The organism is Kitasatospora sp. NPDC058406 (assembly GCF_042722765.1).
Taxonomy (GTDB): Bacteria; Actinomycetota; Actinomycetes; order Streptomycetales; family Streptomycetaceae; genus Kitasatospora.
Genome location: NZ_JBHXKE010000022.1, coordinates 28,944 through 42,527 on the forward strand (window position 1 = coordinate 28,944; position 13,584 = coordinate 42,527).

10 protein-coding genes and 1 tRNA gene are annotated in these 13,584 nt (G+C 72.3%); 6 read left to right on the forward strand and 5 right to left on the reverse strand.

What is annotated here, in order from left to right:
* Positions 1-124 precede the first annotated feature (124 nt).
* Together ACFWOG_RS06930 and ACFWOG_RS06935 are read right to left on the reverse strand one after the other, a co-directional pair.
* Positions 125-2,683, reverse strand: a complete 2,559-nt coding sequence (locus ACFWOG_RS06930) for an ABC transporter permease (protein WP_380355522.1) — start codon at positions 2,681-2,683, stop codon at positions 125-127.
* 53 nt (positions 2,684-2,736) lie between these two features.
* The gene (locus tag ACFWOG_RS06935) at positions 2,737-3,510 is read right to left on the reverse strand and encodes an ABC transporter ATP-binding protein (RefSeq protein ID WP_380355525.1); all 774 of its coding nucleotides are present in this window, start codon (positions 3,508-3,510) and stop codon (positions 2,737-2,739) included.
* Positions 3,511-3,915: 405 nt separating this feature from the next.
* Here ACFWOG_RS06935 and ACFWOG_RS06940 point away from each other — a divergent pair.
* From ACFWOG_RS06940 to ACFWOG_RS06950, 3 genes are all read left to right on the forward strand, one after another.
* A tRNA-Leu gene (locus tag ACFWOG_RS06940) sits at positions 3,916-3,997 on the forward strand.
* Positions 3,998-4,150: 153 nt separating this feature from the next.
* Positions 4,151-5,059 (forward strand): Bax inhibitor-1/YccA family protein, encoded by a 909-nt coding sequence (locus ACFWOG_RS06945; protein ID WP_380355528.1) that lies wholly within the window; start codon positions 4,151-4,153, stop codon positions 5,057-5,059.
* Positions 5,060-5,185: 126 nt separating this feature from the next.
* Positions 5,186-5,563 carry a hypothetical protein gene (locus ACFWOG_RS06950; protein WP_329879688.1) on the forward strand — a complete coding sequence of 126 codons (378 nt, stop codon included), beginning with the start codon at positions 5,186-5,188 and terminating at the stop codon, positions 5,561-5,563.
* A 164-nt stretch (positions 5,564-5,727) separates the two neighbouring features.
* On the opposite strand, the gene ACFWOG_RS06955 is transcribed toward ACFWOG_RS06950, so the two are convergent.
* The 3 genes from ACFWOG_RS06955 to ACFWOG_RS06965 form a co-directional block, all read right to left on the reverse strand.
* Positions 5,728-6,693, reverse strand: a complete 966-nt coding sequence (locus tag ACFWOG_RS06955; RefSeq protein ID WP_380355532.1) for a hypothetical protein — start codon at positions 6,691-6,693, stop codon at positions 5,728-5,730.
* A 292-nt stretch (positions 6,694-6,985) separates the two neighbouring features.
* The gene (locus tag ACFWOG_RS06960) at positions 6,986-8,203 is read right to left on the reverse strand and encodes an acetyl-CoA C-acetyltransferase (RefSeq protein WP_380355535.1); all 1,218 of its coding nucleotides are present in this window, start codon (positions 8,201-8,203) and stop codon (positions 6,986-6,988) included.
* A gap of 112 nt (positions 8,204-8,315) precedes the next feature.
* Entirely contained in the window at positions 8,316-9,509 is a 1,194-nt protein-coding gene (locus ACFWOG_RS06965; protein ID WP_329948128.1) for an SGNH/GDSL hydrolase family protein, read from the reverse strand.
* Positions 9,510-9,882: 373 nt separating this feature from the next.
* Between ACFWOG_RS06965 and ACFWOG_RS06970 the strand changes: the two genes are divergently transcribed.
* The 3 genes from ACFWOG_RS06970 to ACFWOG_RS06980 all read left to right on the forward strand — a co-directional run bounded on the left by ACFWOG_RS06970 (position 9,883) and on the right by ACFWOG_RS06980 (position 13,567).
* Positions 9,883-11,286 carry a cystathionine beta-synthase gene (locus ACFWOG_RS06970; RefSeq protein WP_329879692.1) on the forward strand — a complete coding sequence of 468 codons (1,404 nt, stop codon included), beginning with the start codon at positions 9,883-9,885 and terminating at the stop codon, positions 11,284-11,286.
* 410 nt (positions 11,287-11,696) lie between these two features.
* Complete coding sequence (locus ACFWOG_RS06975; protein ID WP_329879693.1) at positions 11,697-12,035, forward strand: hypothetical protein; 339 nt, start codon at positions 11,697-11,699, stop codon at positions 12,033-12,035.
* Positions 12,036-12,229: 194 nt separating this feature from the next.
* Positions 12,230-13,567, forward strand: a complete 1,338-nt coding sequence (locus ACFWOG_RS06980; protein ID WP_380355539.1) for an Ig-like domain-containing protein — start codon at positions 12,230-12,232, stop codon at positions 13,565-13,567.
* The last annotated feature ends 17 nt before the right edge of the window (positions 13,568-13,584 follow it).

Genomic DNA, 13,584 nt, shown 5'->3' on the forward strand with positions numbered 1-13,584 from the left:
GACCACGACCTCCGTGGTGCTCAGCCGGCTGTGCGAGTCGGGCGGAGTACGAGAAGTACGAGAAGGCCCCCGCCGAACCCTCTGGCGGGGGCCTTTCCGTGTCCGGTGCCGAACCGGCCCGGGGTCAGTCCGTCTTGATGCTGGCGAGGATGTCCAGCTTGGACGCCCGGCGGGCGGGCCAGAAGGCGGCGACCAGGCCGACCAGGCCGGCCAGCACCAGGAAGATCAGCAGCTGGCCGAACGGGAGGACCGTGGTCAGGCCCTGCAGGTCGGACTTCAGCGTGCCGTTGATCGCCCAGGCCATGAAGGCGCCGAGCAGGACGCCGATGCCGGCGCCGAAGACCGAGATCACCACGGACTCCAGGCGGACCATCCGCTTGATGCCGCCGCGGTCCAGGCCGATCGCCCGCAGCATGCCGATCTCGCGCTTCCGCTCGAAGACCGACATCGCGAGGGTGTTGATGACCCCGAGGATCGCGACGATCACGGACATCGCCAGCAGGCCGTACATCATGTTCAGCGCGAAGGTGATGATCTGGCTGAAGTCGTCACGGACGTCCTGCTTGGACTTGACCTCGATCACCGGGTTGGCGCCGGTGGCGCTCTTAAGCGACTGCTTGAGGCTGTCGCTCTCCCCGTCGGCGCCCTTGACCAGGACGTTGTTCAGGTACGGCTGCGGCTCGTGCTTGACGATCTCGCTGTTGGCCAGCATGACCGGGCCCAGCAGGCCGCCCTTGGTGTAGACGCCGCCGACGGTCAGGGTGCCGGTGGTCTCGTCGGGGAAGGTGACGTTCATCGTCGAGCCGGTGGTGACGCCGAACTTCTTCGCGACGTCCTCGTCGACCAGCAGCTGTCCCTTGCCGACGGCCGCGACGGAGCCGCTCTTCAGCTCGACGGACACCAGCTTGTCGAAGGTGTCCGCGTTCAGGCCGGTGATCGCCTTGGAGGTGCCGTTGAGCTCCCAGTAGACGGTGGTCAGCGGCGAGGAGGCGGTCACGCCCGGGGCCTTGGCGATCTCGCCCGGGACCTTGTCGGACAGGCTCATGCCGTTGGCGGCCGAGACCAGGAAGTCGGCCTTCATCGAGCTGGTGACGGCCTTGTCGAGCGTGTCGGAGACCGAGGCGCCGATCACCGTCAGCCCGGTGACCAGGGTCATGCCGATGGTGAGCGCGGCCGCGGTGGCCGCGGTGCGGCGCGGGTTGCGCACCGCGTTCTGCCGGGCCAGCTTGCCCGGCATGCCGAACAGCCGGCCGAGGACCGGGCCGACCAGCGCGATCATCGGGCGGGAGAGCAGCGGCAGCAGGATGAAGACGCCGAGGACGGTGAGCACGGCGCCGATCGCGACCGGGATCCGGCCGTCGGAGTTGCCCTTGGCCGCGCCGAAGGCGACCAGCGCCATGCCACCGGCGGCCAGCAGCGAGCCGATCACGTTCCGGACCACCAGCGACTTCTGGGAGGCCGGCTGGTCGCCGCTGCTCATCGCGGCCACCGGGGCGATCCGGGAGGCGCGCATGGCGGGCATCAGGGCGGAGAGCACCGTGACCAGGACGCCGACGACCAGGGTGACCGCGACGGTCAGCGGCTTGATGACCAGCGAACCGGTCGGCATGCCGTCGCCCAGCGAGGCGATCAGGGACTGCATCCCGGCGCCGATGCCGACACCGGCGACCAGGCCGGCCAGCGCCGACACGGTGCCGATCGCCAGGGCCTCGACCAGGACGGACCGGGTGACCTGCTTGCGGCTGGCGCCGATCGCGCGGAGCAGTGCCAGCTCCTTGGTGCGCTGGGCGACCAGCATGGTGAAGGTGTTGGCGATGATGAAGATGCCGACGAAGAGCGAGATCGCGGCAAATGAGAGCAGCATCATGCGCATGCCCTCGGTGCCGCTGGTGATCATCCGCTCCTCCTCGGCCTTGAGCTGCTCGCCGGTGCGGACCTCGATCTGCTGGCCGGGCTTGAGCTTCTCGTCGACCTGGGAGAGCAGGGCGTCCTGGGCGGTGCCGGGCTTCGCGGTGAGCACGATGCCGCTGTAGCGGCCGGGCTCCAGCAGCAGCTGCTGGGCGGTGGCGCGGTCGAACAGGGTGAGCGTGCCGCCGGTGCTGACCACCGGGTCGTCGGTGGTGAAGACGCCGGTGAGCTTCGCCTCGACGACCGGGCCGTTGGAGCCGACCCGGACGGTGTCGCCGACCTTGTAGCCGGCCTTGTCGGCGGTCTTCCGGTCGAGGGCGATCTCCTTGGCCGTCTTCGGGCCCTGGCCCTCGACCATCGGGTACCGGGTGTCCTTGCCGTCCGGACCGGGCGCGAAGTTGCCGCCCTTGGCCGACCAGGCCTGGCCGATCAGGGTGCCGTCCTTGTCGGCGACGCCGGTGAAGCCGCTCACCACGCCGCGGGCCGAGGCGGCGCCGGGCAGCGCGGCGAGCTGCTGGACGGTCGCGTCGGTCAGGGTCGCCGGGCTCTTCTCGCTCTTCTCCCGGGCGCTGGCGGTGGCTCCGGCGGAGTTGTCGACGACCTGGACCGCCACGTCCGAGTAGCTCTTGGAGTTGCTGTCCCGCATGGCCTTGCCGAAGGTGTCGGAGAAGACCATGGTGCCGGCGACGAAGGCGGTGCCGAGCATGACGGCGAGCGCCGTCATCAGCAGTCGGCCCTTGTGGGCCAGCACGTTGCGCAGTGCGGTGCGATACATGGGGTTTCCCGGGTGTCCTGGGGTCGGTGAGGGGGCGGTCGGCTGTCGCGGTGTCAGCTGGTGCGGCCCTTGGCGTCGAAGCGGCGCATGCGGTCCAGGACGGTGTCGGCGGTGGGCTGGTGGAGTTCGTCGACGATGCGGCCGTCGGCGAGGAAGACGACGCGGTCGGCGTAGGCGGCGGCGACGGGGTCGTGGGTGACCATGACGACGGTCTGGCCGAGTTCGCGGACGGAGTTGCGCAGGAAGGAGAGGATCTCGGCGCCGGAGCGGGAGTCGAGGTTGCCGGTGGGTTCGTCGGCGAAGACGATGTCGGGCTTGGAGGCGAGGGCGCGGGCGCAGGCGACGCGCTGCTGCTGGCCGCCGGAGAGCTGGCTGGGGCGGTGGGAGAGGCGGCCGGAGAGGCCGACGGTGTCCACGACGCGGTCCAGCCACTGCTTGTCGGCCTTGCGGCCGGCGATGTCCATCGGGAGGGTGATGTTCTCCAGGGCGGTGAGGGTGGGGAGGAGGTTGAACGCCTGGAAGACGAAGCCGATGTGGTCGCGGCGCAGCTGGGTGAGCTGCTTGTCCTTGAGGCCGACGAGTTCGGTGTCGCCGATGGTGGAGGAGCCGGAGGAGACGGTGTCGAGGCCGGCCATGCAGTGCATGAGGGTGGACTTGCCGGAGCCGGAGGGGCCCATGATGGCGGTGAACTCGCCCTGCGGGAAGGTGACGCTGACGTTGTCGAGGGCGACGACGCGGGTCTCGCCCTCCCCGTAGACCTTGTTGAGGCCGGTGGCGCGGGCGGCCGCCCGGCCGGTGCGGACGGCGGTTGCGGTCGACGTGGTCACGGGGTGCTCCTTGGGGTCGCGGGCAGGACGGGCCCGGACGGCGCCGGGGAAGTCGTTGGCCGGCCGGGCCCCTTCCGGGGGTGTCCAGCCGTACCTCCATGCTCGGCCACGTGATCATGGTTTCTCGTCGCTCCGCCGGACGGTTGGCCTGACCACCGCTGGGCGTACGCCCAGCTGACGCCCTCCTCCTGCGGTATGACACCGACCCTGACCGGAGGGCCGGTGGCCGGATCGCACGCCCTGGGTGGCCAAATCACGAACTGTTCGTCAGATGGCAAGGAAACATGACAACTTCCCTGGCTCGGAACATGCGAAAGGGGAGGCCGGGATACTAGGCTCAGGGGTGGCCCGTACGGGGGCGGAGCGCTGCTCTCCGGTCCGCAGGCGAGGCCGGGTCCGCAGGACGCCCGGATGGTGGAACGCAGACACGGGCAGCTTAAAACTGCTTGGCCGTGAGGCCGTGCCGGTTCGAGTCCGGCTCCGGGCACCGACCGACTCGCGGGGACGCCGACCGGCGTCCCCGCCGGACGTCCCCCGCCGCACGTTCCCGCCGGATCCTCCTCGCGGCGGATGTTGGTTTTTTTGCCAAGCCATTACCCTTGTGACGGGCGGTGCAGTACCGCCACGGAGGGAATGAGCAATGAGAAGCAGCAACCCGGTCTTCTCGCGGGAAGGGTCCTTCACCCGCGAGTCCGGCTACGCGGGATTCGGGACGACCCAGACCCCGTCGGCCGGGGGCCCGTCCGCCACCAACCCGTACGGCAACAACCCGTACGGGAACAACCCGTACGCCGGCAGCCCCTACGCGCAGCAGCCGCAGGGCCAGGCTCCGCTGACCGACGACCAGCTGGTCGAGATGTACCGGGCTCCGTCGGCCGGTCCGCTGGCGACGGGCCGGATGACGCTCGACGACGTGGTCGCGCGCACCGCGATGACGCTGCTCACCCTGGTCGCCGGTGGCGGCCTGGCCTGGTTCCTCCTGCCGGACCGCAACTACGGCCTCGCCATCGGCGCCGGTCTGGTCGCCTTCGTGGTCGGCATGGTGGTCTCGTTCAAGCGGAGCGTCAGCCCGCCGCTGATCCTCACCTACGCGGCCCTGGAGGGCTTCGCGCTCGGTGCGATCACCAAGATGCTCAACGCCGCCCTGCCGGGCATCGCGATCCAGGCGGTCCTGGGCACCGCGGCGGTCTTCGCGGCGATGCTGATCGCCTACAAGACCGGCCGGATCCGGGTCACCCCGCGCTACACGCGGATCGGCATCGCGATCGCGATGGGCTTCGTGCTGCTGCTGATGATCAACATGGTCGCGTCGCTGTTCGGCGCGGACATGGGCCTGCGCTCCGGCCCGCTGGGCATCGTGGTCGGCCTGATCGGGATCGCCCTCGGCGCCTTCTTCCTCTCGCTGGACTTCGCCGCCATCGAGGAGGCCATCGCGCAGGGCGCGCCGCAGAAGGAGTCCTGGCGGGCCGCCTTCGGGCTCACCCTCTCGCTGGTCTGGATCTACATCGAGATGCTGCGGCTCATCGCGATCCTGCGCGGCGACGACTAGCCGCCGGTCCTCGCGGACGCCTCTCGCGCCTCGTGCGCACACGGCCGCCGGGCCCCGGAGCACTCGCTCCGGGGCCCGGCGGCTTTCGCGTACGGGCGCTCGCGGGCCGCGCCGTATGCTCGCGGCATGTCCGATGAGAAGACCCTGGCCGAGGCGGTCGACGCCCTGGCGGACCGGTTCCGTTCGATGCCGCAGAGCCGGCTGCACGGTGTGGTCCCCGGCCACGCGTCGCGGGCGGCGGCCGCGCTGGCCCTGGCCCGGTGGCTGGCCGCGGCGGCGCGGGCGGTCGAGGGCGGGCCGGTGCGGGAACTCCCGGAGGCCGGGGCGTTCGCGGTCGGCGACCAGCTCGCGGTGACCGGGCACGACCTGGTGGCGGCACTGGCCGGGCTGCCCGGGGACGACGGGGTGGCGCTGCCGGCGGAGCTCGGCGGGCCGTCGACGGTCGCGGCGGTCCGGGCCGAGGCGTCGGCCCGGGTGGCGCGGGCGGCCGCGCTCTGCCACTGAGCGGGACGGGCGAGTGCCCCGCCGGGAACGTCACCGGGAGCCTGCCGCGCCGGGGCCGGGCCGGGCCCTCGTCCGGGCCCTCGCCGGGCCGCGCCGGTCCCGGACACGCCGAAGGCCGGCCGGGTCGGTAACCCCTTGACCCGGCCGGCCTTCCCGCCGCTGCGTCAGATGCTGGCCACCACCCGGTCGGCGAGCACGTACACGGCGTCCTCGTCGGTGGAGAAGGTCAGGGAGTAGGAGCCGGAGAACCGGGAGCCGCCGAGCAGCCGGACGTTCTCACCGGCCCGTACGGCGTCGATCAGCCGGTACGCGGCCTCGCGGTCGCCCGGGGCCACGCAGAGCGTGGTGCCGTCGGCGAAGGCGTAGACGTCCAGGGTGCCGAGCGGGCCGGGGCGGACGTCGACCAGGGCGGTGCCCTCCTCGGCGAGCGCGGTCAGCCGGGTGTCGGTCCACTCGCGGGACGGTGCCTGGCTGGGCACGAAGTCGGGGTGCGAGGGGTGGCGGCGCGGGTCGGGGGCGGCCACCGGGGCCTCCTCGACGGCCGAGCCGGCGTCCAGCAGCCCGGCCTCCAGCCCGGTGGCCAGCAGGTCGGCCTCGCGCCGGGCCCGGGCGTCCCCGGCGGTCTCGCCGGCCGGGCCACCGGCCGGGTGGCCGGCCGGGTGGCCGGGGCGCAGCGGGCTGCCGCCCTCGGTGACGGGATCGGCCGGGTGGGCGCCGCCCTCGTTGATCAGGTCCTCCAGGGCGGAGCGCAGCGCCTCGCCGAACTCCGGGTCCATGGTGCCGGCGTTGTCGGCGGCCTCCTGCGGCCCGGTCGGCCGGGGGAAGAAGAGCGGCCACTCCTCGGTGCTGCTGAGGACGCCGGTGAAGGGGGAGTCGAACAGCGGCGCGTCCTCGGCCGCGCGGGCCTCCTGCTCGGCCCAGAACGCCCGGGCCTCGGTGATCTCCCGCTCGCGGTCGGCGGCCAGTGCCTCGGCGACGGCCCGGCGTATCGCGGCCTCGTCGACCGCGGCGGGGTGGTCGGCGGCCGCGGCCTGCGCGTCCAGACGGCGGGAGATTCCCCGGAGGTGGAACAGGACGGTGGTCGACAGGGCGATCGGGATCAGCAGCAGGATGGCGTAGACGACGCTCACGGAACGTACTCCTAGGGAGGAGTGGAACGGGGTTACGTCTCCACATTGCCGCATGCGGCCGTGTTACCGCAGGGGTGAATGTCCAATTTGTCAGCGACTTTCCTCCTTGTCCCCAAATTGTTAGGTAACACCGTTCTACGCTGCGGAGTTGATCCGCTCCGCACTGTCGATTTTCGGCCCGGAAATGAATGAATCGAGGGCCGGATCGACCTTTCGGTGTGATCCGGCCCTCAATTACGCAGCGTCACTCCAAACGGGTGGTCTGGACCCTTGGGGGTTGACGCCGGAGCGGTCAGCTGAGCCGCTCGACGACCATCGCCATGCCCTGGCCGCCACCGACGCACATGGTCTCCAGGCCGAACTGCTTGTCGTGCCACTGCAGGGAGTTGATCAGGGTGGTGGTGATCCGGGCGCCCGTCATGCCGAAGGGGTGGCCGACCGCGATGGCGCCGCCGTTGACGTTCAGTCGGTCCAGGTCGACGCCGAGGTCGCGGTAGGACGGGATGACCTGGGCGGCGAAGGCCTCGTTGATCTCGACCAGGTCGATGTCGCCGATGGTCAGGCCGGCCCGCCTGAGGGCCTGCTTCGAGGCCTCGACCGGGCCGTAGCCCATGATCTCGGGGGAGAGTGCGCTGACCCCGGTGGAGACCACCCGGGCGAGCGGGGTGATGCCCAGCTCGCGGGCCTTGGTGTCGGACATGACGACCAGCGCCGCGGCGCCGTCGTTCAGCGGGCAGCAGTTACCGGCGGTCACGGTGCCGTCCGGGCGGAACACCGGCTTGAGGCCCGAGACGCCCTCCAGCGTGACGCCGGCGCGCGGGCCGTCGTCCGCGGAGACGACGGTGCCGTCGGGCAGCGTCACGGGGGTGATCTCGCGCTCCCAGAAGCCGGCCCGGATGGCGGCCTCGGCGAGGTTCTGCGAGCGGACGCCGAACTCGTCCTGCTCGGCGCGGGTGATGCCCTTGAGCGCGGCCAGGTTCTCGGCGGTCTGGCCCATGGCGAGGTAGGCGTCCGGCAGCAGGCCGTCCTCGCGCGGGTCGTGCCACTCGCCGCCGCCCTGCGCCGCGCGCTCGGCGGTGCGGGCCTGGGCCTCGTCGAAGAGCGGGTTCGTGGTGCCGGGCAGGTCCGAGGTGCCGTTCACGCTGCGCGAGACGGTCTCCACGCCGGCCGAGAGGAAGACGTCGCCCTCGCCGGCCCTGATCGCGTGCAGCGCCATCCGCGTGGTCTGCAGCGAGGACGAGCAGTAACGGGTGACGGTGGTGCCGGGCAGGTAGTCCATGCCCATCTGCACGGCCACGATGCGGGCCAGGTTGTGGCCCTGCTCGCCGCCGGGCAGGCCGCAGCCGAGCATCAGGTCGTCGATCTCGCGGGGGTCGAGCTGGGGCACCTTGGCGAGCGCGGCGCCGATGACGTGCGCGGTCAGGTCGTCGGGGCGGACGTCCTTGAGGGAGCCCTTGAAGGCCCGGCCGATCGGCGAACGGGCGGCGCTGACGATGACGGCTTCGGGCATGGCGGGCTCCTCGCTGGGTGACCTTCGGCTACGGGTGCCCGGGGCGGCCCCGGGCCGGGTGGGCGCGGGCCGGACGACGGACGCCCGGGTAGGAAAGTTACCGCCTGGTAGGTCAGGCGTCACCCGCCCCGGCGTGTGAGCTGGCCGACGTGTTCCCGTCGTCCGCGGCCTGCGCCGGGGCGGCCTTCGCGGGGGCGTGCGCCGGGCCCTGTGCCGGACCGGGCGCCGCGGCCCGCGCCGGGCCCTGCCCGGGCCCCCGTGCGGGGGCGGGCCCGGCGGTCCGCCCGGTGTCGGGGTCCGAGACCGCCCAGGAGCCGGGAAGGCCGATCCGCAGCCGGTTCCGCAGCAGCGCCCAGCGCCGGACCGCGCCCTCGGTGCCGACCGCCGCCACCTCGGTGCCGGACCGCCCCGCCGCTGCCGCCGCGGCCACCGCCACCGGCAGCACCGTCTCGCCCGGCACCCGGCCGGCCGGCCGCTCCTCCTCCGGCCAGAGGCCCAGCGCGGCGCAGACGGAGGGCAGCACGGCCATCGCGGCCGTCGCGTACCCCTGGGCCGACGGGTGGTAGCGGTCGGCGGCGAACATCTCGGGGCGGGCGGCGAACTCCGGCCCGAGCAGCGAGCCCAGCGAGACCGTCCGGCCGTCGGCCTCCACCACGGCGATGGTCTGCGCGGCGGCCAGCTGGCGGCTGAGCCGGCGGGCCACCCAGCGCAGCGGCGGGTGGACCGGCTTGATCGTGCCGAGATCCGGGCAGGTCCCGACCACCACCTCGCAGCCGGTCGCCCGCAGCGCCGCGACCGTCTCGCCGAGCTGGCGCACCGCGAGCTGGGCCGGGCTGTGCCGGGTCACGTCGTTGGCCCCGACCATGATCACGGCGATGTCCGGGCGGTGCGGCAGGGCCAGGTCCAGCTGGCCGGCCAGGTCGGCGGACCGGCCGCCGGAGAACGCCACGTTGACCAGCCGGACCGGGCGCTCGGCCACCGAGGCCAGGCCCGCGGCGAGCAGCGCGCCCGGGGTGTCCCGGGCCCGCAGCACGCCGAGGCCGGCGGCGGTGGAGTCCCCGAGGAAGGCCAGCACCAGAGGGGGCCGCGAACCGGCCGAGGCGTCGGCGAACGCCTCGCCGTAGACGCCGTCGGCCCGGGGCGGATCGCCCTCCAGGACGCCGATGGCCTGGACGGCCAGCTTGCTCTCGGTCAGCAGCAGGCCGACGAGGCCCACGCCCAGCAGGCCGAGCCCGCCTCCGCCGTACGCCGCCGCGGTGGCGATCCGGCGCGCCACCCGGGCCCGCGACTCGTGTGCCCCTGGCATCCGGTACCCCCTTCGCGTCCTCGTGCCGCCCCGACGGGGCCGTTGCCGATGCGTGTACACCCCTCCTACCCGGGTTGGCGCCGGGCTACGACGGGGGTGGGCCGTTCGTGGCACCGGGAGCGGGGCGGGGAGGCCGGGCCGGGGCCGGCTTCCGGCCGGTCCCCGGACCGGAACGGTGCGGCGGGGGCGCTGCCCGGACCGCCGGGAGCCGGTCCGGGCGGCGCCCGGTGCGCGGGTGCGGAAGAGGGGCGGGACGCCCCCGGTGTGGCCGGGGTGCAGGGCGGGGAGGAAGGGGCGGGCCGGGGTCGATGGCACGGCCTAGGCTTTGCAGTACCGAAAAGCACTCGCATGCCCACAGACCGGGAGGACCCCCGTGCGGTACCACAACTCGATCATCGACCTGGTCGGCAACACGCCACTGGTCAAGCTGAACAAGGTCACCGAGGGGATCAGCGCGACCGTGCTCGCGAAGGTCGAGTACTTCAACCCCGGAGGCTCGGTGAAGGACCGGATCGCGATGCGCATGATCGAGGCCGCCGAGGCCTCGGGCGCCCTGAAGCCCGGCGGCACCATCGTCGAGCCGACCTCCGGCAACACCGGCGTCGGCCTGGCGATCGTGGCCCAGCAGAAGGGCTACCGGTGCATCTTCGTCTGTCCGGACAAGGTGTCCACCGACAAGATCAACACCCTGCGCGCGTACGGCGCCGAGGTGGTCGTCTGTCCGACCGCCGTCGCCCCCGAGCACCCGGACTCCTACTACAACGTGTCCGACCGCCTGGTCCGCGAGACCCCCAACGCCTGGAAGCCGGACCAGTACTCCAACCCGGACAACCCGGCCTCGCACTACCACTCCACCGGTCCGGAGCTCTGGGAGCAGACCGACGGGAAGATCACCCACTTCGTGGCCGGCGTCGGCACCGGCGGCACCATCTCGGGCACCGGCAACTACCTGAAGGAGGCGTCCGGCGGCAAGGTCAAGGTGGTCGGCGCCGACCCGGAGGGTTCGGTCTACTCCGGCGGCACCGGCCGTCCGTACCTGGTCGAGGGCGTCGGTGAGGACTTCTGGCCGACCGCCTACGACCGGGGTGTCGCCGACGAGATCGTCGCGGTCTCCGACAAGGACTCCTTCCAGATGACCCGCCGCCTCGCCAAGGAGGAGGGCCTGCTGGTCGGCGGCTCCTGCGGCATGGCGGTCGTCGCCGCGCTGGAGGTCGCCAAGAAGCTGGGCCCGGACGACGTGGTCGTCGTGCTGCTGCCGGACGGCGGCCGCGGCTACCTGTCGAAGATCTTCAACGACGACTGGATGGCCGACTACGGCTTCCTGCCGTCCGCCACCGACGAGGCGCACATCGGCGAGGTGCTGGCCCGCAAGGACGCCATCGAGCACGAGGGCATCCCGCAGTTCGTCCACATGCACCCCAGCGAGACCGTCGCCGAGGCGGTCCGGGTGCTCCGCGAGTACGGCGTCTCGCAGATGCCGGTGGTCTCGCCGGGGGCCGGCCACCCGGACATCATGGCCGGCGAGGTGATCGGCTCGGTGGCGGAGAAGCTGCTCCTGGAGGGCGTCTTCGCGAACGAGATCCAGCTGAGCGACACGCTGGACAAGGTGATGTCCAAGCCGCTGCCGGTGGTCGGCTCGGGCGAGACCGTCACCAACCTGATGTCGGTGCTGGAGAAGGCCGACGCCGCGGTGGTGCTGGTGGAGGGCAAGCCGCAGGGCATCGTCACCCGCCAGGACCTGCTCGGATTCCTGGCCGGCAGCCGCGCCGGGCACTGAGGCCCGGTCAGCCGCCCTCCCCGACCGGACGGCTGAGGTTCCGTTTCCGGGCGAACTGGTACACCCGCGTCACCTGCGCGCAGCACGCGCTTAACAACGCTGCGCCATCGTTGTGGTCAACGGCAAGACGCCGAGTGAGGCGACGACGACGGTCCGGGAGCGGCTCCCCGGCGGCGCCGATCGTCTCCGGGCACGACGGCCGGCCCTGACCCGGCCGGCGGTGTCCTTGCCCGCGGGAGACGCCGTCGTCCCGCCCCTGCCCGGCTCCGGCCGGACCGCAGGGTGCGGCGGCTCCCGCGGCAACCGCGCCGCTTGGCGCGTCTCCGCGACTCCCGGGTGGGGGAGTCCGGCGGAGGCGGCAGGGCCGGTCCCTCTCCGGAGGGGCCGGCCCTTCCCGTAATCTCGCACGCATGACCAGCACTGACACGACCGGCCAGGACGCTCCCCGCTACGTCCGGCTCAACATCGAGCTCATCGCCGAGATCACCGACGAGGGGGCGCTGAAGGCGGCGGCCCTGCAGCAGGTGGCGGTGGACGAGTACCTCGACGACGACGAGCGCGCGCAGTCCGTCGAGGCCATCGAGGTGGACCCGTCGGGTTCGCTCGCCCACTTCATCGACCCGGTGGCGCTGCTCGGCGACGTTCCGGGCGTCGAGCTCGCCTCGGCGACCTGGGAGTCCGCGAAGACCGACTTCGATCCCGAGGGCGACGAGTGGGACGAGTACACCGTGGAGGAGCCCGCCGAGTAGGGCCCGCCCAGTAGGGCCTGTCCGTCACGGCCCGTGATCGCCCGGTCTGCCTTCGCAGACCGGGCGTTTTGTCCATATTTGGCGGTAAGTTTCGTCATCTCGTACGATCGCTACCCGTTGGTGATGGAACCGTGAACGCATGGATTGCGTTTCTCTATCCGTAATGCCCGGATGATGAGCAGGGAGTGGGCGACGTGGCGGCAGGGGACGGTCAGGGCCGGTCGGCCGGAGGCAGCTGGAGCCGGCGCGGTGTGCTGGCCGGTCTCATCGGGGCCCCGGTCCTGCTGCTGGCGGCCTGCAACGACACCAAGGGCGGCGAGAGCGGGGCCGGAGGCAGCGGCGGTCCTGGCACCGGCAGCGGCAGCGGCGGCAGCACGGGTGGCACGGCCACCGGCACCACGGGCGCGGGTACGGGCGGCGGCCAGGCGACGCCCAGCGCCACCAGCACGCCGAAGACCTCGGTCGCCGTGATCACCGTCACGCCCGCCGACGGCGCCACCTCGGCCAGCTTCAGCGACCCGGTCAAGGTCACCGTCGCGAACGGCACCCTCACCGCCGTCAAGGTCACCGACTCCACCGGCAAGGCCCTGGCCGGCCAGCTCTCCGCCGACGGCACCGGCTGGACCTCGGCCGCCGCGCCGGCCAGCGGCACCAAGTACACCGTGACCGCCGCCGCCACCGACAAGGACAAGCTGGAGGCCGACGCCAACGCCGTCTTCACCACGGCGACCCCGGCCAACACCTTCGTCGGCTACTTCACCCCCGAGGACGGCTCGGTCGTCGGCGTCGGCATGCCCGTCTCGATCAACTTCAGCAAGCCGGTCACCGACCGCAGGACCGTCCAGCAGGCGATCACCGTCATAGCCGAGCCGGGCGTCGAGATCGTCGGGCACTGGTTCTCCAGCACCCGCCTCGACTTCCGGCCGCAGCAGTACTGGGCCAAGGGCACCAAGGTGACCGTCAAGCTCAGGCTCAAGGACGTCCAGGGCGCCAAGGGCGTCTACGGCACCCAGTCCAAGGACGTCCGCTTCACCGTCGGCCGGGCGCAGACCAGCGTCGCCGACCTCGCCACCAAGAAGCTCACCGTCACCACCGACGGCCAGGTCAGCGCCGTCTACGCGATCTCCGGCGGCTCGCCCGAGTTCCGCACCTGGGGCGGCAAGATGGTGATCACCGAGCAGTACCAGCAGACCCGGATGAACTCGCAGACCGTCGGCCTCGGCAGCGAGTACGACATCCCGGACGTGCCGCACGCCCAGCGGCTCAGCACCTCCGGCACCTTCATCCACGGCAACTACTGGTCCTCGCCGTCGATCTTCGGCAGCCAGAACACCAGCCACGGCTGCATCGGCCTGCGGGACGTCAAGGGCGGGCAGGACCAGGGCGCCGACGGCGCCAGGTTCTTCAAGAGCTCGATGATCGGCGACGTCGTCGAGGTCGTGAACTCCGGCGACAAGACCGTGGTGCCGTCCAACGGCCTCAACGGCTGGAACATGGACTGGGCCGACTGGAAGGCCGCCAGCGCCGTCTGACCCCCGCCGCGGGCCCG